This window comes from Vibrio sp. YT-16, assembly GCF_033337405.1.
In the GTDB taxonomy this organism is placed as follows: Bacteria; Pseudomonadota; Gammaproteobacteria; order Enterobacterales; family Vibrionaceae; genus Vibrio; species Vibrio alginolyticus.
In genome coordinates, this window is sequence record NZ_JAWOQQ010000002.1 from 526,672 (window position 1) to 546,516 (window position 19,845).

Genomic DNA, 19,845 nt, shown 5'->3' on the forward strand with positions numbered 1-19,845 from the left:
GATAGCTTAGCAGGTTTATGTATCGAGAAACGTGTGTATAATTCGCCACGAATTACGATTTATAGATATGAAAGGTAAGTATGGCAGTCCTCGAAATTCTCTCAATTCCTGATCCAAGGCTTAAAGTAAAAGCAGAAAAAGTCACTGATGTATCGACAATACAAACGTTGATCGACGATATGCTAGAAACACTTTACGCAACGGGCAATGGTATCGGTTTAGCTTCAACCCAAGTAGGCAGAAAAGAGGCGGTTGTTGTCATCGATATCTCTGACGAACGCAATGATCCTTTAATCTTAGTCAACCCAGAAGTGGTGAGCGGAGAAAACAAAGCACTTGGTCAAGAGGGATGCCTCTCTGTTCCTGAGTACTACGCAGATGTAGAGCGTTACACGTCAGTTGTTGTTTCTGCACTAGACCGTGATGGCAACCCGATTACAATCGAGAGTGATGAGTTCTTAGCGATTGTGATGCAGCACGAAATTGATCACCTATCTGGTAACTTGTTCATTGATTACCTTTCACCGTTAAAGCAAAAAATGGCGATGAAAAAAGTGAAGAAGTACGTAAAATCGCAAGCTAAGTAATATGAAAGGAAGTAACTCACAACCGCGAGTTACTTCCTTGTAAATCAAGAATAGGAAGGTAGTGAGAGCGGTTTATCTCTGTTTTTGGGGGACATAACGCTTTACGACCTTCATAAGCTTCTGAAATGAAGAACAGTCCATATGTGACTCATGAGGGCAGGAGGCAACATGGTTTAGGCTGTCTCGCACCGCTTTCAAACGTTTTATTTGCTCATCAATCTCAAGTGCCTTTTTCGTTAGTAAGTCACGATCGATATATGGCTTTGAAACTTCTGATTGATTCAACATTTCTGCCATTTCGTTAAGCGATATTCCAGCGATACGCCCCAAACTAATTAAATTGAGTGTATTGAGTACCTCTGGTGAATATTGGCGTCTCAATCCATTCCTTCCTATCGAGCGAATTAACCCCAGCTGTTCGTAATACCTGAGCGTTGAAGTCGGCAATCCTGATTTTCTAACCACTTCTGCAATATCCATATTATTCCCCATTGACTTCAAGTTGGCTTTAAGTTGTAGCATGCAACTAAGACCTTAACAAATCAAAAACTTGAGGAGAGAAAAATGCTGCTTTTAATGGGATTGCAAGCGGTGCTAATAGGGATTGGTGCCACTTTGATAATGGATTTATGGGCATGGTTACAAAGGAGAGTGTTTGGTATTCCTTCATTAAACTATGCGTTGGTTGCGCGCTGGGTTTTGTACATGCCCCAAGGAAAGTTTATGCATGCGCCAATTATGGCGTCAGAGGCGATGCCGGGAGAAAAGTCACTTGGCTGGTTTTTGCATTATGCCATCGGCGTTACTTTCGCTTTGGCTCACGTTACTGTTTTTGGTCATCATTGGTTGGTAGAGCCCAGTCTAATGCCCAGCTTAATTACAGGCGTGGTAACGTTGATCTTCCCATTTTTGGTCATTCAACCTTGTCTAGGATTTGGTTTTGCTGCGAGTAAAACCCCAACACCTTGGAAAGCCCGTTTTCTTAGCACATTGGCGCATTTGGGTTATGGTTTGGGTTTATTCATAGCCGGGTTTGCAATCAAAGTTACGAGCCAGTATTTTGCATAGAGAACATGAGCATCATGCAAACGAGTGGTTTTTATCTATGATGCTCAACTCTTGGTTGTTTTTTGCGCTTTGATCATAGTTGACCGATATGTCTAAAGTCTGTTGAATTTATACAAGACGTAAAGTCGGCGGACATTTAACATTGCCTTAACGTCAGAATGGCAAACGGTTTACCAAGAAAAACTAAAATTATCTGATTTGACATAAAGAATATTAAGGGTTTCAGATGGCTTCAAAAGTGGCAGGGATATCAATACTGAGTTTATTGGCAGCGCCAGTTGCGATGGGAGAAACAGCCAGTGCTTATGATTTATGTTTGCTAGACAAAATAAAGCAAAGCAAAGTTGAGGAAACCATAAAGAGCATTCGCGCGCAGTGTGAGCTTGACACAGTAACCAGCACAGTGCCCGCAGATCCAGAAATTGAAGAGCCTGAAGAGCTTCAGGAAAGTTTGGTCGACAAGCGTTTGGAATCAGAACGAGAAAACGCGTTCGAACCGTTTAGTCTGGTCGCGCATCGCGTTAACTATATTCTTCCGTTTACATACAGTGATCGTGTAAATAAACGCGCGTATGCCGACACCAAATACGGCGATGAACTGCGTAAGGAAGAGGCGGAGTTCCAAATCAGTTTTAAAGTACCAATGAACTATGATGACTTGTTGTTTGATGGCGATGGTCTGTTTTTTGGAATGACTCTTAAATCATTTTGGCAGGTATACACGGGTGCAGCATCTCGTCCATTCCGTGAAACCAATTATCGTCCAGAGCTTTTTTACTACACCCCAACAGACTGGAAACCACTTGATGGTTCGACTTGGTTAGGTTTTGGTATTGAACATGAGTCTAACGGTCAGAGACAGGAGCTATCGCGCAGTTGGAACCGTGTCTATGCCAACGTAACCTTTGCAAAAGACAATTTTGCGGTTTCTATCCAGCCTTGGTGGCGTATACCTGAAGATGAAAAGACATCGCCTAATGATCCCAAAGGTGATGATAACCCGGATATCGAAGACTATATGGGACACTTTGAGCTATCGAGTGCTTACAAGTGGAATGGTTACGAGTTTACCTTTTTAGGTCGCCAGAACTTTCAAACACATAAGGGTTTTGCAGAACTGGGTGTGTCATTTCCGATTTGGGGCAAAGTTCAGGGGTACGCACAATACTCAGCTGGTTATGGTAAGAGCTTGATCGACTATGATCATAATCAGCAGCGGATTGGTGTTGGTATTGCAATCAACGGTGTTTTGTAGTTTTTCGTAGATGGATAGAAATTAACACTGGCAATTGAAATTTCAATATTTAGAATGCGAGGCTGAAATTGATTTCTAACCTAGAGTGATTTTATGCTTCGTGATTACACCTTCGATTGTCTTGTAACTATGCCTCGCCATGAGCTGGAAGAGTTTAGTGCTCGTATGATCAGTAAAATGGTGCCAGAAGACGTGATGAATGAGCTGTTCACTTTTGATCAAGAAGAAGTGGATAGTGAAGACCGCATGTTGTCTGCACGTCTTGATGCAATGCTACGCATGACAGCAATCGCACTGAGTGAAATTCAACAAGCGTTTGATGACTCAGACAACGCAAAGCAAAATAGCGAGAGAATGACGAGATTGGTGCTTTGGCATTTCTACGCGCTCTCATTCCGTTTGGAAGAGGCCATCACGCTAGAAACACACTGTGCTCTAGTGGAAAAACTAATCGAAAATGCACCTTCGGATGTTTTTGCGTGGGTAAAAACATTGACGGAGCTGCTACACACTTACGCTGAAATCAACGCGAAAGAGAATCCTCAAGACTAAACACCTGTCGTTTATCGTTCAGTAAATTAGAAACAAGGCGAGCCATTTGGATCGCCTTGTTTTTTCGCGTCAGGTAAACCTTCGGGTTTGAAATACCAAACAAGCCTAGACTCAGATTTGTTCGTTCACTAGCGAACGGCGTGATTCCTTCTTACACTAAATCAAGGTGTTTGTTGCTAAACAAGCAAATGCATGACTAAGTCGTGTATTGTTTTCCACTTAAATGCGGATAATTTATGTCGAAGAACCTTCTGGTTTTTAAATTGGAACCGACTATTGAGCGTGTACGCTTTCCAGCTGAGCTTCATCTATCTAAAGGAAGTGAACGATGGATCCGTTAACGCAAGGTTTATTGGGTGCAGCTTTGCCACTGGCCGTGAGCAACAAGCGAAACCTTGCAGTTGTTGGCGTGTTGGGCGTGGTCTCTGGGATGGCTCCGGATTTAGATGTGCTCATCCGTTCTTCAACTGATCCTTTGCTGTATTTGGAATACCATCGCCAATTTACTCACTCGCTCTTGTTTATCCCGTTTGGTAGTTTCATTTGTGCTTTGGTGTTGTATCCATTGTTCGCAAAAAAGCGAGGACTAAGCTTCCGGCAGAGTTGGTTTTACTGCGCGCTTGGTTATAGTACCCATGCGTTATTAGACGCATGCACCAGTTATGGAACACAGCTTCTATGGCCGATAAGCAACACGCGTTATGCTTGGAACACTATTTCGGTAATCGACCCCGCGTTCACACTCCCTATTTTAATATTGCTTTTGTTTGTTGCACTGAAGCGAAGCCCAAACTATGCCCGCATTGCATTTTTATGGTGCCTGGCTTACCTAAGTCTTGGAACGATACAACGAGATAGAGCAGAAGTAGCTGGTTGGGAAATCGTCAAAGAGCGACAACACAACGCTATACAATTAAAAGCCAAACCAAGTTTCAGCAATCTTTTGGTTTGGAAACTAATTTATGAAACGGAAGAGAGCTACTATGTAGATGCCGTAAGGGTGGGGCGTTCAATAAAAATTTACCCTGGCGAATCAACTCCAAAGTTAAATATAAAAGAGCAATTTCCGTGGCTAAACCCGCAATCGCAACAAGCAAGAGACATCGAACGTTTCCGTTGGTTTTCAAACGGTTTTGTAGCGACGGATCCGAATAATGAAATGCGAATTGTTGATATGCGTTATTCCATCGTACCAAACCAAATTAATGCGTTATGGGGCATCAATCTATCCCCAAAAGCCAGCGCAGACGCGCACGTTGAATACACTGCTCATCGAGGAAGTACTGCAGAAGATCGCCAAGTTTTTTTCAACATGCTTACGGATTTTGAGTGATGGTTTTACTTTGGATGTCGATGCGGTTTCGTAATAACTATTACGCAGACTGAAAGTCCTTTACTAGGGTCGGCTTGCTAGCGAAGAAAATCTTGCCAAACAGGGACTTGTACTTCCAGCCAAGAGACAAAAGCCGTTTAGCTAAGTTCTTGTTTTCAATGATTGCAACCTCAACACCTTGGTAGTGGTAAGGATTGCTTTTGATGTAGTCGATAAATGCAGTAAGCACGCCTTGCCCGCGAACGGAGGGTGCAAAGTTGACTGCTACAATAGAAAAGCGTTGGCTACCTGCTGGGCAACGGACTAAACAGTGCCCAAGAGGATGAGTAATAGTCTCAGAAAATTCAGGAAAAGGACGAGACTCAAGCTCTTGAGAAAGCGCATCGTATCGCTGACATAGATAAGAAAATAGTTGTTTCGCTTCGCTGTTCATATCGGTGCCGCTTTTGTGTTGCTTGGTTTGAAGGCATTGATGTCTCAAGCATTGTAACCATAGATAGCAACACAAAACGCGGTAAACTTTTTCAGTAATGATTTCCTATTTTTGAAACCTTAATTGTTACAAATGAAGTTGATTGGGTTTTATATGGTAGTTGTGAACGAGTGTTTCTAGTTGAAGGGAGAATACGCTCGTTACTGGATTCTTACTGGAATTCCTTTGTTAAAAGGCGAGCTGCTTGGTTTAATGCCGCTCGTTTAACTGCGAGTGGCATCTTTTGTATTTCGTCACCTTGTACAGCGACGATGGGACATGATGTGGGATCTTCTATCCTAGCTCTTCATGGTCTAAATTATCTCATTAACCACTCAGCGCACTGCTATCAGATCCCTAGTCTCGCCAGGGTTCACAGGACTGATACAAAAAAACATCGTTAAGCTATTGTTATTAAATTACTTTGTTCGCCTTTACTTACTTTTGAACGCTTAACTAGGCGTTACTCCAAGTGCTTAAATTGCAATGCCACAAGTCGCTGATACAACTCACAGCTTTGCATTAATGATTGGTGGTTACCAACATCGACTAACTCGCCGTTGTCAAGCACCGCAATTTTATCCGCATGTTGGATAGTCGAAAGACGATGAGCAATGATCAGCGTTGTGCGTCCTTTCATTAGAGCTTCAAGTGCTTGCTGAACGTGATGTTCACTTTCACTATCAAGGGCGCTGGTAGCTTCGTCTAGCAGTAAGATTTTTGGATCTTTTAGAATCGCGCGAGCAATCGCAATACGCTGCTTTTGTCCGCCCGATAGCCTAACGCCGCGCTCGCCTAAAAAGCTGTGATAGCCTTCGGGATGCTTCTCAATAAACTCATGGGCATGGGCTTTTTTCGCGGCTTCGATAACTTGTTCATCCGTCGCTTCAGGATTACCGTAGCGAATATTATGAAAAACATCATGGCTAAACAGCGCTGGTTGTTGTGGTACGAGCGCCATTTGGCGTCGAAGCTCGTTTGGGTTGAACTGTCGAATATCTTCACCACCAAACAACACTTGCCCTTGCTGTGGGTCATAAAATCGTTGCAGCAGTTCGAATAGTGTTGTTTTACCTGCACCAGAAGGGCCGACTAACGCCAGTACTTTTCCTTGTTCAGCGGTTAGATTTAATTCTTTGATTGCTGGTTGATTTGGGCGAGAAGGGTAGTTGAAACTCACCGAATTAAAGTTAACCTCAGCAGGCATGTCGGAACGGACAGGCAAATAGTTGTTCGGCGCTTTAATATCGCTGTCTACTTGAAGGATCTCAATCAGCCGTTCGGTAGCACCTGCGGCTCTTTGCAATTCACCCATGACTTCGGAAATGGTTGCAGTCGATGAGGCAACCATAATGGCATAAAACACAAATGCGGCTAGGTCACCCGCAGACATTTTTCCGTGAATCACATCGCTGCCGCCTACCCAAAGCATGCCTGAAATCGCGCTGAACACAATCACAATAACGCCTGATATCAGGATCGCGCGCTGTTTTACTCTCTGTCTGCCTATTTCATAAGCTTTTTCCACCTCGACAGCGAAAGCCGCTCGTTCATGCGACTCTGAGCTAAAACTTTGCACGGTTTTAATATGTTCTACCGCTTCTCCAGCGTAGCTTCCGACATCGGCCATTGAGTCCTGACTTTGGCGAGAGAGAGCACGCACGCGTCGTCCATAAAACAAAATTGGCACCAAAACCAAAGGCACAGAAGCAAGCACAATCAGCGTGAGCTTAACGTTGGTAGCGAATAACATAATGATGGCACCAAAACACATCAAAGCGCTACGCATCGCCATCGAGAACGATGAACCAATAATGCTTTGCAGCAATGTGGTATCGGTAGTCAGGCGCGACATTATGTCGCCACTACTGTTAGTCTCAAAATAGCTCGGATGCAGCGTAATCACATGGTTAAACACCGCAAGGCGAATATCCGCACTAACGCGCTCACCTACGGCAGAGACAAGGTAAAAGCGAAAGAAAGTCCCAATGGCAATACACAATGTGACACCGACAATAAACTGAATCGCATTGGTGAGCTCTTGCAATGATTGCTGAGCAAAGCCTTGGTCGATAAGAATGCGCACTCCATAGCCAACGGATAACGTCAAACTTGCTGTCGCGACAAGGGCAACCAAGGCTGCCGCAACCCGCCATTTATAAGGTGCAATAAAGGTGTTGAGTTTAAGAAGAATGCTGAGATTTTTGTTATTTTTTCTGCTCATGAGTGACTCACAAAGCGTTTTAGGTACCTGGCATAGTAAGCCAGTTTGGTTGGTGAGACCAGCGAACTGCCGCTTTCGGATTAGGAAATTAACTGGGATAACCAATATCGCATGTATATCGAAAATCACTTAAACGTCTAAGAGACTAGAATCAGCTTTTAGTTCGGAGGGGGTTACGCACGGCTTTTGGCGAGTAGCAGGTCGACTTTTCCTTTGGCTGTTTTACTGACCGTTTGCATCAACTGAAAACTTGGTTTTTCGACGCCTGAGTTTTCTATCCCTTCGACCATTAAGAGCCAAAGCTTGGCTGTCATTTGCGCATCGGCTAGTGCTCGGTGGAAAACACCGTCGTTGTCGATATTTTTATAGCGAACAAGTTCACCTAGCTTATGTGATGGGGCTTCTTGAATGAGCCGTCTTGCCACTAGTAAGGAGCAAGCAAACTCACCCGAATAACCACAGTTGATTCGTTCAAGCTCCGCATCTAAAAATCGTTTATCGAAGGACGCGTTGTGAGCGATAAGGTTTTCGCCTGCAATGAACTCACTAAATGACGCCATTACCTCTTCGCAGCTTGGTGCCGATCGCAACATATTGTTGGTAATGCCGGTGTAGTTCTCAATGAAAGAACTCACTCTGAAACCGGGATTCATGAGTTGCTGAAAACTATCGACAACCTCGCCATTGACTAACTTTACTGCACCAATTTCTATTGCGCGATCACCTAAAGTAGGAGAGAGACCTGTGGTTTCAAAGTCGAGTACGACCACAGAGTTTGCTTGAGGCATAAAATTTTCCAGCTGAGTAATATTGCGCAAGAGTATTATCGAAAGCGACAGAAAAAGAAAGGCGAACACAATGGTGAATATCTGTCTATCTTTACTCCACAAAGTCAGTGTTCGTCGTCCACTGTTTATGGACAGGTACGTTCTGGCTTACCCATCGCGGCTTGTGCGGTAGCCTTATATTTCAAATGTTTTTCGGCTTTTCGATTCATTTCAATTAAGCATTAACTTTCGATACAACATACTGATTATAAATTGATTTTATAAATCAACTTCGGCATCATTCACTGCTTGATTTTGAGAATGAACATCTTCACGGCGAAAAATTATAACAACTATAATACGAGGCTAGGGTACCAATGAAAAATCACTATTTAGATATACCTGAAGAAAGAAAATTGCGTATTTTTCGTGAAGAAGATGAAGATTTCTACAGCTTCTGGGAAAGAATGCTTGATGAAAAACAATCTTTTTATAAGCAACCTCTTAAAAGAATGAAAGGCGATGCTTGGGATTCGCTTGAGGCATTTTTTACTGCTTCAAAATATGGACAACATCAGGCCTCGCCAGCTTATATAAAAAGGGCGCTTGAGTTACTGAATAACGTCTACTTGCTGGCCAATCATTCAGACCAAGTGGTTGAATTCTCCGTTGGGCACCGACATTTTTCGGAAGTAGGTAACCGTTCTGTTGCAGGGGGAACGATGGATGCTTGGTTGGATGAAATCTGTTTAACGATGGCCGCGAGAGATTGGCGCTGCGTAGAGCTGATGACCATCATGGATGAGTCGTTAGTGCGTTTAAAAGATCCATTCGATGTTGCGCTAGTCGAGTTCGTTAACGGTGTATTTAGCAATTCATCAGCGTTACCTGAGTTATTGCAAACTGTGATGGAGAAATCTTCTCCGCAATACTTAGAATCAACCAGAGTGCCATATGTACACTCTTTGTTTATTCCATTTGTGAATGTGTTTGTTGCCATTATCGATGGCGATGAGGCACATTATCAAGAGGCACTGAGGGATGCGTTAGAGGCGCATTACCAGTTCTACATGAATGAAGATGTTCGCTATTCGCCAAAAGGAAATGTTTCTTTGAAACTGATTGGTCTTGCTGCATTGGCATACGATAAGTATGGCTGGACAATTCCAGAAACCGCATATTTGCCAAAGTGGCTCGTTTACGGTGAGCATGATCTCTGTTCTAAATAAATCATTAATGGAACACCTTATGTAGTGTCTGCGGCAATGCCGTTCGATGAAAGGTTGGCGCAGCTGCCGGCTCTGTTTGAGCGAACAAAACAGATCTACAAGATCATTGATGAGTTCCCATCTTTGGCGGTAAGACCAACCCAACCGAAAGCAAACATGTTGCACCTTATCCTACCTTTCAGCTGTGAAAAGTTGAAAGAACTCCAACACACGTTTGCCATGGAAAAGGGCATTTGATTTGGTAACCCGCAAGTCACGGCACATCCAAATCAATCGATTGTTGAATGGTATATTGGTGACTACCTGCTCAATCTTGGTGATGACGAATTAAGGTCGTTTTTCAATCAGTTACTCGGTAAGAAGGCATAAACTTATCAATATGCGAGCTTACTAACACGCCATACGCGACACTTCATGTATTCTTAATTGAAGCGAAGAAGAGGATTTATCAATGTCAAAAAGCTCCAAACTTCACAATGAAGACAAACTGGTTAAGAAGGCACTAGAGATTGGTGGGAAGATGGCGAAGCTACAAGGCTTTGACCTTCCTCAGTCACCACAACCTCTAAGAGTAAAAGCGATTTACCTATTCTTGGTTGATGCCAAACAGATCACCCCATTACCGGAAAGCAAGCTAGACGGCGCAAGCATCAAACACCGACTGGCAGTCTGGATACACAGTGCATTGCCAGACAACGACCCTCTAAAGTAGAAAACCTCATAAGTCATATAGGTCATTAATTAACTAGGCGAGCCAAATGGTTCGCCTTGTTTGATATTGGCGAGTGCACCGAGGTCTTTTGGCGTGGCGGTATCATTGATTTACAAAACAGAATCAAAATGACTAAAGATAAATCCCGAGAAGCGCTACAATGCAGGCGTTGCGAGAGTGCAACCAAGATTACTCATTTACAGAAGCCTTGAAGTAACCATACATGTCTAAAGATTTCGAATTCACTACAGAATACACACTCGACAAACCTTTCTTTGCTGAATGTTATGATCAAACTAGCCAGCCAACGAAGTTCCCACAAGCGTACCTAAAAGGGATGCTGTTTCTTATCTTTGGTGTGGTTTTATTGGAGTTTGAACTGCTACCAAACGGTTATGTCGGTTGGTTCTTTATCGTATTGAGTGTGATTGAAGCGTGCAGCGTTTACTTCAAAAGAACTTGGTGGCTGTGGCGTCAAACCATCAGCTCAAGTCGCGGCAGTAAAGTGGTGTTTGAAGTGAATGCAGATGGCGTACGCTACAAAAGCGGTAAAGTTGACCGCAGCCTCGCTTGGAATGATATCGACCAACTCGAACAAACTGATTTGGGCTTTATCCTTCACCTTGGTAAACAACGCCAATACATCAGCAAATCTTGCTTAAACGAAGAAGTGATCGCGTTTATGGTAGAGCAGCACGCGGCATCAAAAGCGAGCTAACCAACTCACATCAAGCTGGAATGAGCGATCGAAAAAGTAGGTGATATATGATCGAACATTGTAACAAGTATATGGTCGATTCTGAATCAATGGGGTTTGATGTAGAAAGCTAATAAGGTTTAGAGGTTTCTCTTTCGGACATACTGCTTCGGTGTCATGCGCGCAATCTGCTTACACTCTCTAGTCATGTGTGCTTGATCGGAAAAACCTTGCTCCAGCGCCAACTCCGATAAAGTAAGATCGGGTTGCGCTCGGAGTTGCTCTAAAGTGTGCTTCACTCGTTTAATGCGTTGGTAATGTTTAGGAGTAATCCCCAACCATTTCTGAAAATTGCGCTCTCTCTGGCGCTGACTGATGGTCCCTGTAGGTTGGTCAATAATGTGGCCGACATACTGCGGTTCATATTCCTCAATCAGTGTTTGAACCCAGCGATATAACGTAGAAATCCTTGCATATGGCGAACGCGCTGTTTGCAGAGACTCAAATGTTGCTAGCGCAGAAGAAGCCAAAGGGTGGTCGTCTTGAATCCGCAATAGCTGTTCTAGACGTTTACCAAATAGTTGATAACCAACAGCAGGATGAAAGCGTACGCCAGTCATCACCGCGCCTGGCGGTAGGCAGACCTGATGTGCGAGAATGCTTATAGGCAGTAGGACAACCCCCGGCGTTTGCCACTCACCATCCATTTGTACTTCATTCTGTAAAATGAATACCACACCTGTACCAGCATCACTGAGTAATTGTTTACGTACGGTTTGCGTCGTATCAGGTTTGACGGATGCTGACCAAATGGCTTGAACATAGCCAGCTAAAGCCTTTTGAGGTTTTAAAATATCAAATTCTAAGTTCAAATGAATCATCCTATTTAACCTCAACTTAAATGAGAAAGTGATACACATGTACTTTTCATCATATAAAGTTGAGGCATAAGCAGTGGCTTACAAGTAAGAACCGTCAAATAGAATTATCGAGGTTTATAGACTCCAACCTTTGGCTTAAATGCCTTAACTATTCGGTTCCAACTGTTGATCGCGTTGATCGCAATTGTTAGGTTGACCATAGCTTCTTCTCCAAAGGTATTCAAGGTCAGCTGATAGGTATCATCATCTACTGGTAGGCCAGCAGTTAGTAATTCAGCCCAGCCAAGCGCAACGTGTTCTGCATCGCTGTAGAATGGCATATCTTTCCATGCACTAAGCCCCCATATGCGTTCCGGCTTTTCACCTAACTTAAGCGCATCTTTACTATGCATGTCGATACAAAATGCACATTGATTGATTTGCGATATGCGTAACTTAACCAGTTCCCATATGATCATGTTCATAGTTTCTGATTGGCTAAATTGTTCATGGAAGTAAGCTTCCTGAGCGTATAGGATTTCTATTGCTTTTGGCGCTACTTCAATATAGTTGAGTCGTTTTTTCATGGTCATTCTCCTCTGTTTTTTACATAGTAAAAAACGCTCTTAGCAAAAGATTGAAGATTTTCGACATGCACTCAATAAAGTTAGATAAAAGAGTGAACGACGAAAGCGAAAAAATGTACCTATTGGAAACCAAGAAAACTTATGCCAATTAACAAAGTATTGCGCTAAATATTGCGACTTAAGGTTGGCGTCTATTTTTACTCCACCACCTTCCGTAAACGAGCAAAAGGTGCTGAGTTACCTATATACACACCAGCCGCAACGATAAAGACGCCTAAAACATTTTCCCATTGAGTCTGCTCACCAGAAATGAACGAAATCAGTAGAGTGAATACCGGCATAATATTAAATAATGGAGACATCTTATCTGGACCAAGAACGATAGCGCCTTTCATCCAAAAGTAATAAGCAATCAAAGTTCCAAACAGGCTCATGTAAGCTATTAATGCTAGGTCTTTAAATGTTATGGCATTTAAGCTAAGGCTAAAGTCGCCGTGGTACATCGCTATAGCGACCATTTGAATGGCACCAATACTTAACACCCAACGTAACTGCTGAGTTACTGGGATATGAGATGTTAAACGCTTAGCTAGAATTGTGTATAAACACCCACTAATTAAAGCAAATAACATGTATAGATCACCAATATTACTATTGCTGCTAATAGAATGAATATTTCCCCCTGTAATGACGATTACCACTCCACAAAAACTGATTAGTGCACCTAAAATAGTTTTAACCGAAATGGAAGTTTTGAGAATAAAGCCCGACAACAAGATAGTGACAAGTGGTAGATTTGCCTGAACAACCGCTGCGTTAACTGGGGTAGTAAAGCTCATTGCAGAGAAAATAGAGAAGTTTTGGATAGTTACACCCACGGTTGCTATAACAAACAACGACAACATACTTTTTCGTGTGAGTTTGGCTCCATATGGAGAGCGTTTAGTACCTCTTATCATTAAGAGTATTAAAGCTGCAACGGAAAATCGTAACGTCGCTGAATCCAAAGGAGAGACATCGCTATTAATAGCCTTTATTACGTTAAAGTTACTAGACCAAAAAAAGATAGCGACAACAACACCGCACCAAATTGATAAATGCTTAGACATAGATCTTCCTGATAAAAATTAACTTGACGCGATAATGCTATATATTTCATATTTGATTTTTAATAGCCAAATTTAAGAGGGTTAATCCCAAATATGGAACGTCACTCTTTGGATGACCTTTTGTTATTCGTTTCTGTTGCTCGCTATCAAAGCCTAACACAAGCATCTGAGCGTCTTAATGTCCCGTTAGCCACGCTAAGCCGGAAGTTAAAAAGGCTGGAAATAAACTTAAATTGCAGACTATTTAACCGCAGTGCACACCACTTTGCGTTAACAACTGATGGCGAAAAATATTATCAACTCTGTGAGCCGTTACTTCTTAGCTTAAATAATGTGACATCGAGAATTGCGACTGAGCGTCAGTCTTTAAGCGGAACGATCAAAATATCAGCGCCAATTAACATGACACAGATGTGGTTAAAGCGGTGCGTTTATGAATTTGCAGAGCAACATCCGAAGATATGTATCGATTTAGATGTACAGAATGAAAAAATCAATCTTGTATCTAACCGTGTCGATGTTAGTTTTCGTCTTGGTGATCTTATTGAACAAGACTGGATTGCTCAGAAATTATGGTCGATTCCATTTGCGCTTTGTGCATCACGAAGCTATTTAGAACAACACCAACCGATTACCCATCCAGAACAACTTGTTCATCATCGCCTAATTACGGTAAACAACGACAGCCAATGGAAATTAGTTAATCAAATCACCAATGAAACATTTGATCATCCGCTAAAGTTTCAATTCACTTCAAATGATGTACTGCTAGTTAGAGACGCCGTCATCCATGGTTTAGGAATTGCGTGGATTCCAACCTATTACTTTCATGAGCTAAATCATGATCAACATAACCTGCTGCCTTTGTTGCCAGAATGGCAATGCTCGGGTAAAGAAGTATTCATTATGTATCGAGACCGCGATAAAAGGCCTGCAAGAGTTGATGCATTTATTGAACATGTCTTAAATTGGAAAAATCGCATTCAAATGTTTGCTTGAAAGAGGTTTATCACATTGTGCTGTGCCGGTAACCTCAATTGAAGCTTCATGACTCTGCTTCAATTGAGTTCATTTATTTAACCTCTAAAAGAATCATGAATACATAGGCAGTTAATGGGATTCGAGTTTACAAGTGATTCGGTCAGCTAAAACTAAAGCTAAGTAGAAAGTATTTGCAGTTGTATTTGCGTCTGAAAATCGTTTAGAGCTTTCTCATCCGCGAGGTTCTATAAGAAATTATTAAGGATATATTTGTGTGTGATTTCGTGAAAAAAATTGTTGTAGGTTTACTTTTAAGTGCTTCGTCTTTTGCTTCTTTAAGTCAATATGTTCCAGCAATGAATGATAAGAACGGTTATGTAGAACCATTTCAAATGTTTGATAATGTCTATTATGTAGGAGACAAGTGGGTCTCATCATATGCCATTGCTACAGACGACGGACTGGTTATCATTGATACGCTTGATTTCCCTTACTCTGAGTGGATACCTATCAACCTAGAAAAGCTAGGGCTAAAAGATAAGCCAATAACGCACATATTGGTAACTCATGGGCATTCTGACCATGTTGGAGGCGCCCAGTTACTTCAAGAGAAGTATGGTTCCAAAGTTGTGATGACCAAAAGCGCTCATGAACTATCTATACAGCAATCAAACAAAAGCGAAGGTGAGAACAAGTTCCTTCCTCCAAATTTAGACATAGAGATAAAAAGCGATAGCTCTATGGCTATTGGTGGACATGAGTTTAAGTTCTATCTCACACCTGGCCACACGGAAGGTGATTATTCCTTAGACTTCACTGTTGAAGATAATGGCGAACAATATCGTGCTTTTATCGTTGGTGGGCATAGCGTAAGTAGCAATGATCCAGAAGTTATTGGCCAGTTCCTGACTAGCATGGAGAAAATTAGAAAAATTTCACTACAGGCACCTATTGTGAACGTTAACCTTTCGAACCATCCACATAAAAATTTCCTTTTTGAAAATAGGAAGAAGCTCGGCACAAGCGGTAACCCGTTTATCAGTGAGGCAAACTTCTTCATGTTCCTTAAGCAACAAGAAGATTTAGCTAAGGGAAAACTAGAAGAACTATAATACCGTGGTATACGAGCAGCCTTCGTTATTAGGTTAGAGATTTGCTCTTGAGTTATAGCTAAGGCTTTGATGAGTTGCTCAATCAAGATTCGACACTTGTGGTAGCTATATTGTTTGTAGGTTCTAGTGGCAAAGGCGCTGTGCGTAAACATTCGTATTGTGTGCCTTAAACATTTGCAAGGCGTTACGTGCTTTCTAGAAAAGTCTCAAAATAGCGTACAATTAGCGTTTTGACACAGCGGAAATCATCATGGCCAAAACTGTTCAGCAGCAAATCGGAAACATTGCTCTAGTCGTTGAAAATTACGACGATGCTATCGAATTCTATACTCGAAAACTTCAATTCACTCTGGTTGAAGATACCAACCTAGGTGGTGGTAAACGCTGGGTTCAAGTTTCTCCTCCAAACTCCAATGGTACAAACCTACTTTTAGCTCAAGCGAGTACACCGGAGCAAACGCATGCAGTAGGAAATCAAACAGGTGGCCGTGTTTTCCTGTTTCTGCAAACTAATGATTTTTGGCGTGACTACGAGTTGATGAAGAAAAATGGTGTTGTATTTAATGAAGAGCCTCGTGTGGAAGAATACGGGACAGTGGTGGTGTTCCAAGATCTCTATGGTAATAAATGGGACTTACTGCAACTGAACTAGAAACTACATAGCACCTGCATAACATAGTGTTCATGAGGAGTTTCCAACAAGCTTTTAAGGCTCTGAGATATTAGTGCTAATTCAAAGGTTCTCAGAAGTCACTGTATTTCTAAATCACTTTTGTGCAAACAATAACTAGCCATCATTCCTTCTCGATGTATCAACAAATGTTAGGGCGGCACACCAAAAACAAAGGCGAACCAAACGGTTCGCCTTTGTCGATTTAGAGACTACAAAAATTAATCTTCGTAGTTATCGATGCTTGGGCATGAACAGATTAGGTTACGGTCGCCGTATACGTTATCTACGCGGTTTACCGTTGGCCAGTACTTCCAAGATTTGGTCGCTTTAGACGGGAAGCAGCCAATCTCGCGAGAGTAAGGGCGGTCCCAATCTTCAGCTGAAAGATCAACTTGAGTGTGTGGCGCGTTAACAAGTGGGTTGTTATCCAGTGGCCATTCACCGTTTTTCACTTTCTCCATTTCTTCGCGGATAGCGATCATCGCATCACAGAAGCGGTCCAGCTCTTCTAGATCTTCCGATTCCGTTGGCTCAACCATTAGCGTGCCCGCTACAGGGAACGACATAGTTGGTGCGTGGAAACCGTAGTCCATTAGACGCTTCGCGATGTCTTCTTCGCTGATACCTGTTTCTTCTTTCAGCGGACGAATGTCGATAATACATTCGTGCGCTACGCGGCCATTTTTGCCACGGTAAAGAACAGGGTAGTGTTGGCGAAGTGTTTCCATCACGTAGTTTGCGTTCAGAATAGCTACTTTTGTAGCATCTGTTAGGCCAGCTTCGCCCATCATTGCGATGTAAGCCCAAGAGATAGGTAGGATAGAAGCGCTACCCATATCTGCTGCTGATACTGCGAAATCTGCGCCTTCTACACCGTCTTCAATATGCCCTGGTAGGAAAGGAGCTAGGTGAGATTTCACACCGATAGGACCCATACCCGGACCGCCACCACCGTGCGGGATGCAGAAGGTTTTGTGTAGGTTTAGGTGAGAAACGTCTGAACCGATGAAGCCTGGTGATGTTAGACCAACCTGCGCGTTCATGTTAGCGCCGTCTAGGTAAACCTGACCACCAGCGGCATGAACCATTTCACACACTTCTTTCACTTTCTCTTCGTAAACGCCGTGCGTAGAAGGGTAAGTGATCATAATGCTTGATAGGTTGTCTTTGTGTTTCTCGATTTTTGCTGCTAGGTCGTCGATGTCGATGTTGCCTTCTTCATCACACTTAACCACAACCACTTTCATTGACACCATAGATGCTGTCGCAGGGTTAGTACCGTGCGCAGAGCTTGGGATCAAACATACGTTGCGGTGACCTTCGCCACGGCTTTCGTGGTAGCGTTGAATCGCGATAAGACCTGCGTACTCACCCGATGCACCAGAGTTTGGTTGTAGTGAGAATGCGTCATAGCCAGTGATTTCACATAGCTTTTCTTTAAGATCTTTTGCGAGTGCTGCGTAACCAGCTGCTTGTTCTGCTGGTGCGAACGGGTGGATCGAACCAAACTCAGGCCAAGTAACTGGGATCATCTCTGCTGCTGCGTTCAGCTTCATCGTACAGCTGCCCAGTGGGATCATGCCGTGCGTGAGTGAGAAGTCTTTGTTCTCTAGCTGTTTTAGGTAACGCATCATCTGTGTTTCGCTGTGGTGCGTGTTAAACACAGGGTGTGTTAGATATTCTGTTGTGCGGCGCAATGCTTCTGGAATGGCTGCAAACTCGTTGCCTGCGATTTCAGTTGATAGTGCTGCGACTTCTTCTTTCACACCGAATACTGCGAATAGGGCTTCTACATCTGCCACGGTTGTGGTTTCGTCGAAGCTCACACCTAGCTGAGTACCCAACTTACGTAGGTTGATGTCTGCGGCTAGTGCTTTCGCGTATAGGTCTTCAGTTTGTGCACCTGTGTTGATAGTGATGGTGTCGAAGAAGCTGTTGTGAGCAAGCTCGAAGCCGCCTTTAGTTAGGCCAGCGGCTAGGATGGCTGTCATGTGGTGCGTACGACGAGCAATCGTGCGTAGACCTTCTGCGCCGTGGTAAACCGCGTAGAAAGACGCCATGTTCGCTAGCAGTGCTTGAGCAGTACAGATGTTTGATGTCGCTTTTTCACGACGGATGTGCTGTTCACGCGTTTGCATTGCCATGCGCAGTGCTTGGTTGCCGTTAGTATCGATAGAAACACCGATAACACGACCTGGCATAGTACGCTTGTGCTTGTCACGTGTTGCCATGAAGGCAGCGTGTGGACCGCCGTAACCCATCGGCACGCCAAAACGTTGTGCTGAACCGATTGCTACGTCTGCGCCCATTTCACCAGCAGGTTTAAGTAGGGTAGAAGCAAGAAGGTCCGTTGCTACAGTCACTAGTGTTTTGTTTGCTTGCGCTTTAGCGATGATGTCCGTTAGGTCACGAACTTCACCTGTTGTACTTGGGTATTGAACTAGTGCGCCGAACACGTCTTGCTCTGGTAGTGATTCTAAAGAACCAACCAAGACTTCAAAGCCGATGAATTTCGCACGAGTTTTTACTACTTCGATGGTTTGTGGGTGAACGTCGTCAGCAACGAAGAATACGTTGCTCTTGCTTTTACCCGCACGCTTACAAAGTGTCATCGCTTCTGCTGCTGCCGTTGCTTCATCGAGCAATGACGCGTTCGCGATTTCCATACCAGTAAGATCCATCACCATTTGTTGGTAGTTTAGAAGTGCTTCTAAACGACCTTGTGAGATTTCTGGTTGGTAAGGGGTGTAAGCAGTGTACCAGCCCGGGTTTTCCATCACGTTGCGTAGAATCACGTTCGGCGTGAAGGTGTTGTAGTAACCCTGACCAATGAATGTACGTTTAACTTGGTTCTGATCGGCGAACTTACGCATTGCTGCCAGCATGTCTGCTTCGCTTTTCGCTTCTGCCAAGCTCATTGGTTGCTCTAGGCGAATTTGTGCTGGTACGGTTTCGTCGATAAGCGAATCTAGGCTAACTGCGTTGATCGCTTCCAACATTTTCTGTTGGTCAGATTTGTTTGGTCCATTGTGGCGAGCAACGAACTCGTTTTGTGTGCTGAGGCTTTGAAGTAATTCAGTCATTGTCCTTTACCTACTCCTTGGTTCGGGTAACGGATTTGCGTTACTGATAAATTAAATTATACGTCCGAACCTAGAAAAAAAGCTGTTCTCTAAACAGGCTAGGGAACAGCTTTCGTCACATCCTAATTACTCTTCTTCGATAGAGTTTAGGTATTCGTCTGCGTCTTTCAGGTTATCTAGTTCAGATACATCAGACATCTTCACTTTTACGATCCAGCCACCTTCGTACGGCTCTTCGTTAATTAGCTCTGGGCTGTCTTCTAGTTCTTCATTGATTTCTACGATTTCACCAGTGATTGGTGCGTAGATGTCTGACGCTGCTTTTACAGATTCAACGAGAGAGAAGCTTTCACCTGCTTCAACTTCGTCTTCTACGTCTGGTAGGTCAACGAATACCACGTCACCTAGCATTTCTTGTGCATGCTCAGAAATACCAATTGTTACTGTGCCGTCACCGTTGTCACGTACCCACTCGTGGCTATCTGCAAACTTCAGTGTTTTGTCCATTGCTTAATCTCCGAATAACTTGTCAGGAATTATTATG

At 43.2% G+C, this 19,845-nt stretch carries 20 protein-coding genes and 1 pseudogene; 12 read left to right on the forward strand and 9 right to left on the reverse strand.

What is annotated here, in order from left to right; all coding sequences use genetic code 11:
• The first annotated feature begins 80 nt into the window (after window positions 1–80).
• Entirely contained in the window at window positions 81–587 is a 507-nt protein-coding gene (gene def / locus R7F07_RS05590; protein ID WP_042520757.1) for a peptide deformylase, read from the forward strand.
• A 72-nt stretch (window positions 588–659) separates the two neighbouring features.
• On the opposite strand, the gene R7F07_RS05595 is transcribed toward def, so the two are convergent.
• Window positions 660–1,067, reverse strand: coding sequence for a helix-turn-helix domain-containing protein (locus R7F07_RS05595; protein ID WP_044129544.1), 408 nt, complete (start codon window positions 1,065–1,067; stop codon window positions 660–662).
• 84 nt (window positions 1,068–1,151) lie between these two features.
• On the opposite strand from R7F07_RS05595, the gene R7F07_RS05600 reads away from it, so the two are divergent.
• The 4 genes from R7F07_RS05600 to R7F07_RS05615 all read left to right on the forward strand — a co-directional run bounded on the left by R7F07_RS05600 (window position 1,152) and on the right by R7F07_RS05615 (window position 4,795).
• Window positions 1,152–1,655, forward strand: coding sequence for a DUF2938 domain-containing protein (locus tag R7F07_RS05600; RefSeq protein ID WP_025767821.1), 504 nt, complete (start codon window positions 1,152–1,154; stop codon window positions 1,653–1,655).
• Between the two features lie 226 nt (window positions 1,656–1,881).
• Window positions 1,882–2,910, forward strand: a complete 1,029-nt coding sequence (locus R7F07_RS05605; RefSeq protein ID WP_025767820.1) for a phospholipase A — start codon at window positions 1,882–1,884, stop codon at window positions 2,908–2,910.
• Between the two features lie 93 nt (window positions 2,911–3,003).
• Window positions 3,004–3,462: a hypothetical protein gene (locus tag R7F07_RS05610; RefSeq protein WP_042520759.1), complete on the forward strand. Its 459-nt coding sequence runs from the start codon at window positions 3,004–3,006 to the stop codon at window positions 3,460–3,462.
• A 328-nt stretch (window positions 3,463–3,790) separates the two neighbouring features.
• A complete protein-coding gene (locus R7F07_RS05615) occupies window positions 3,791–4,795 on the forward strand; it encodes a metal-dependent hydrolase (protein WP_005388760.1) in 1,005 nt (334 codons plus the stop codon).
• Window positions 4,796–4,835: 40 nt separating this feature from the next.
• On the opposite strand, the gene R7F07_RS05620 is transcribed toward R7F07_RS05615, so the two are convergent.
• From R7F07_RS05620 to R7F07_RS05630, 3 genes are all read right to left on the reverse strand, one after another.
• Window positions 4,836–5,228, reverse strand: a complete 393-nt coding sequence (locus R7F07_RS05620) for a hypothetical protein (protein WP_005376463.1) — start codon at window positions 5,226–5,228, stop codon at window positions 4,836–4,838.
• 502 nt (window positions 5,229–5,730) lie between these two features.
• Entirely contained in the window at window positions 5,731–7,491 is a 1,761-nt protein-coding gene (locus R7F07_RS05625) for an ABC transporter ATP-binding protein/permease (protein ID WP_171342920.1), read from the reverse strand.
• A 173-nt stretch (window positions 7,492–7,664) separates the two neighbouring features.
• Window positions 7,665–8,279, reverse strand: a complete 615-nt coding sequence (locus R7F07_RS05630) for a PolC-type DNA polymerase III (protein ID WP_005376459.1) — start codon at window positions 8,277–8,279, stop codon at window positions 7,665–7,667.
• A gap of 356 nt (window positions 8,280–8,635) precedes the next feature.
• On the opposite strand from R7F07_RS05630, the gene R7F07_RS05635 reads away from it, so the two are divergent.
• The 4 genes and pseudogenes from R7F07_RS05635 (at window position 8,636) to R7F07_RS05650 (ending at window position 10,917) form a co-directional block, all read left to right on the forward strand.
• Window positions 8,636–9,487, forward strand: a complete 852-nt coding sequence (locus tag R7F07_RS05635; RefSeq protein WP_318110459.1) for an immunity 49 family protein — start codon at window positions 8,636–8,638, stop codon at window positions 9,485–9,487.
• Window positions 9,488–9,499: 12 nt separating this feature from the next.
• Window positions 9,500–9,856, forward strand: a pseudogene (locus R7F07_RS05640) (threonine aldolase); the annotation flags it as partial.
• A gap of 82 nt (window positions 9,857–9,938) precedes the next feature.
• Complete coding sequence (locus tag R7F07_RS05645; RefSeq protein ID WP_005376453.1) at window positions 9,939–10,199, forward strand: DUF5062 family protein; 261 nt, start codon at window positions 9,939–9,941, stop codon at window positions 10,197–10,199.
• Between the two features lie 223 nt (window positions 10,200–10,422).
• On the forward strand, window positions 10,423–10,917 hold the full coding sequence (locus R7F07_RS05650) for a YcxB family protein (protein WP_064369273.1): 495 nt from the start codon (window positions 10,423–10,425) through the stop codon (window positions 10,915–10,917).
• A gap of 119 nt (window positions 10,918–11,036) precedes the next feature.
• On the opposite strand, the gene R7F07_RS05655 is transcribed toward R7F07_RS05650, so the two are convergent.
• From R7F07_RS05655 to R7F07_RS05665, 3 genes are all read right to left on the reverse strand, one after another.
• The gene (locus R7F07_RS05655) at window positions 11,037–11,777 is read right to left on the reverse strand and encodes a helix-turn-helix domain-containing protein (protein WP_170960428.1); all 741 of its coding nucleotides are present in this window, start codon (window positions 11,775–11,777) and stop codon (window positions 11,037–11,039) included.
• A gap of 104 nt (window positions 11,778–11,881) precedes the next feature.
• The gene (locus R7F07_RS05660; protein ID WP_005376442.1) at window positions 11,882–12,343 is read right to left on the reverse strand and encodes a carboxymuconolactone decarboxylase family protein; all 462 of its coding nucleotides are present in this window, start codon (window positions 12,341–12,343) and stop codon (window positions 11,882–11,884) included.
• Window positions 12,344–12,540: 197 nt separating this feature from the next.
• Entirely contained in the window at window positions 12,541–13,452 is a 912-nt protein-coding gene (locus R7F07_RS05665) for a DMT family transporter (protein WP_171342922.1), read from the reverse strand.
• A gap of 93 nt (window positions 13,453–13,545) precedes the next feature.
• Here R7F07_RS05665 and R7F07_RS05670 point away from each other — a divergent pair, with 93 nt between their 5' ends.
• The 3 genes from R7F07_RS05670 (at window position 13,546) to R7F07_RS05680 (ending at window position 16,197) form a co-directional block, all read left to right on the forward strand.
• Window positions 13,546–14,451, forward strand: a complete 906-nt coding sequence (locus R7F07_RS05670; protein WP_033906526.1) for a LysR family transcriptional regulator — start codon at window positions 13,546–13,548, stop codon at window positions 14,449–14,451.
• Window positions 14,452–14,717: 266 nt separating this feature from the next.
• Window positions 14,718–15,545, forward strand: a complete 828-nt coding sequence (locus tag R7F07_RS05675; RefSeq protein ID WP_025998578.1) for an MBL fold metallo-hydrolase — start codon at window positions 14,718–14,720, stop codon at window positions 15,543–15,545.
• Window positions 15,546–15,795: 250 nt separating this feature from the next.
• On the forward strand, window positions 15,796–16,197 hold the full coding sequence (locus R7F07_RS05680) for a VOC family protein (protein ID WP_137282666.1): 402 nt from the start codon (window positions 15,796–15,798) through the stop codon (window positions 16,195–16,197).
• A 239-nt stretch (window positions 16,198–16,436) separates the two neighbouring features.
• Here R7F07_RS05680 and gcvP read toward each other — a convergent pair whose 3' ends face one another.
• Together gcvP and gcvH are read right to left on the reverse strand one after the other, a co-directional pair.
• A complete protein-coding gene (gcvP, locus tag R7F07_RS05685; RefSeq protein WP_017820968.1) occupies window positions 16,437–19,301 on the reverse strand; it encodes an aminomethyl-transferring glycine dehydrogenase in 2,865 nt (954 codons plus the stop codon).
• A 126-nt stretch (window positions 19,302–19,427) separates the two neighbouring features.
• The gene (gene gcvH, locus R7F07_RS05690) at window positions 19,428–19,808 is read right to left on the reverse strand and encodes a glycine cleavage system protein GcvH (protein ID WP_005376432.1); all 381 of its coding nucleotides are present in this window, start codon (window positions 19,806–19,808) and stop codon (window positions 19,428–19,430) included.
• Window positions 19,809–19,845 lie beyond the last annotated feature (37 nt).

Coding starts and splice junctions, on each gene's coding strand:
- def (WP_042520757.1), top strand. CDS start 81: ATGGCAGTCCTCGAAATTCTCTCAATTCCTGATCCAAGGCTTAAAGTA.
- R7F07_RS05595 (WP_044129544.1), bottom strand. CDS start 1,067: ATGGATATTGCAGAAGTGGTTAGAAAATCAGGATTGCCGACTTCAACG.
- R7F07_RS05600 (WP_025767821.1), top strand. CDS start 1,152: ATGCTGCTTTTAATGGGATTGCAAGCGGTGCTAATAGGGATTGGTGCC.
- R7F07_RS05605 (WP_025767820.1), top strand. CDS start 1,882: ATGGCTTCAAAAGTGGCAGGGATATCAATACTGAGTTTATTGGCAGCG.
- R7F07_RS05610 (WP_042520759.1), top strand. CDS start 3,004: ATGCTTCGTGATTACACCTTCGATTGTCTTGTAACTATGCCTCGCCAT.
- R7F07_RS05615 (WP_005388760.1), top strand. CDS start 3,791: ATGGATCCGTTAACGCAAGGTTTATTGGGTGCAGCTTTGCCACTGGCC.
- R7F07_RS05620 (WP_005376463.1), bottom strand. CDS start 5,228: ATGAACAGCGAAGCGAAACAACTATTTTCTTATCTATGTCAGCGATAC.
- R7F07_RS05625 (WP_171342920.1), bottom strand. CDS start 7,491: ATGAGCAGAAAAAATAACAAAAATCTCAGCATTCTTCTTAAACTCAAC.
- R7F07_RS05630 (WP_005376459.1), bottom strand. CDS start 8,279: ATGCCTCAAGCAAACTCTGTGGTCGTACTCGACTTTGAAACCACAGGT.
- R7F07_RS05635 (WP_318110459.1), top strand. CDS start 8,636: ATGAAAAATCACTATTTAGATATACCTGAAGAAAGAAAATTGCGTATT.
- R7F07_RS05645 (WP_005376453.1), top strand. CDS start 9,939: ATGTCAAAAAGCTCCAAACTTCACAATGAAGACAAACTGGTTAAGAAG.
- R7F07_RS05650 (WP_064369273.1), top strand. CDS start 10,423: ATGTCTAAAGATTTCGAATTCACTACAGAATACACACTCGACAAACCT.
- R7F07_RS05655 (WP_170960428.1), bottom strand. CDS start 11,777: ATGATTCATTTGAACTTAGAATTTGATATTTTAAAACCTCAAAAGGCT.
- R7F07_RS05660 (WP_005376442.1), bottom strand. CDS start 12,343: ATGAAAAAACGACTCAACTATATTGAAGTAGCGCCAAAAGCAATAGAA.
- R7F07_RS05665 (WP_171342922.1), bottom strand. CDS start 13,452: ATGTCTAAGCATTTATCAATTTGGTGCGGTGTTGTTGTCGCTATCTTT.
- R7F07_RS05670 (WP_033906526.1), top strand. CDS start 13,546: ATGGAACGTCACTCTTTGGATGACCTTTTGTTATTCGTTTCTGTTGCT.
- R7F07_RS05680 (WP_137282666.1), top strand. CDS start 15,796: ATGGCCAAAACTGTTCAGCAGCAAATCGGAAACATTGCTCTAGTCGTT.
- gcvP (WP_017820968.1), bottom strand. CDS start 19,301: ATGACTGAATTACTTCAAAGCCTCAGCACACAAAACGAGTTCGTTGCT.
- gcvH (WP_005376432.1), bottom strand. CDS start 19,808: ATGGACAAAACACTGAAGTTTGCAGATAGCCACGAGTGGGTACGTGAC.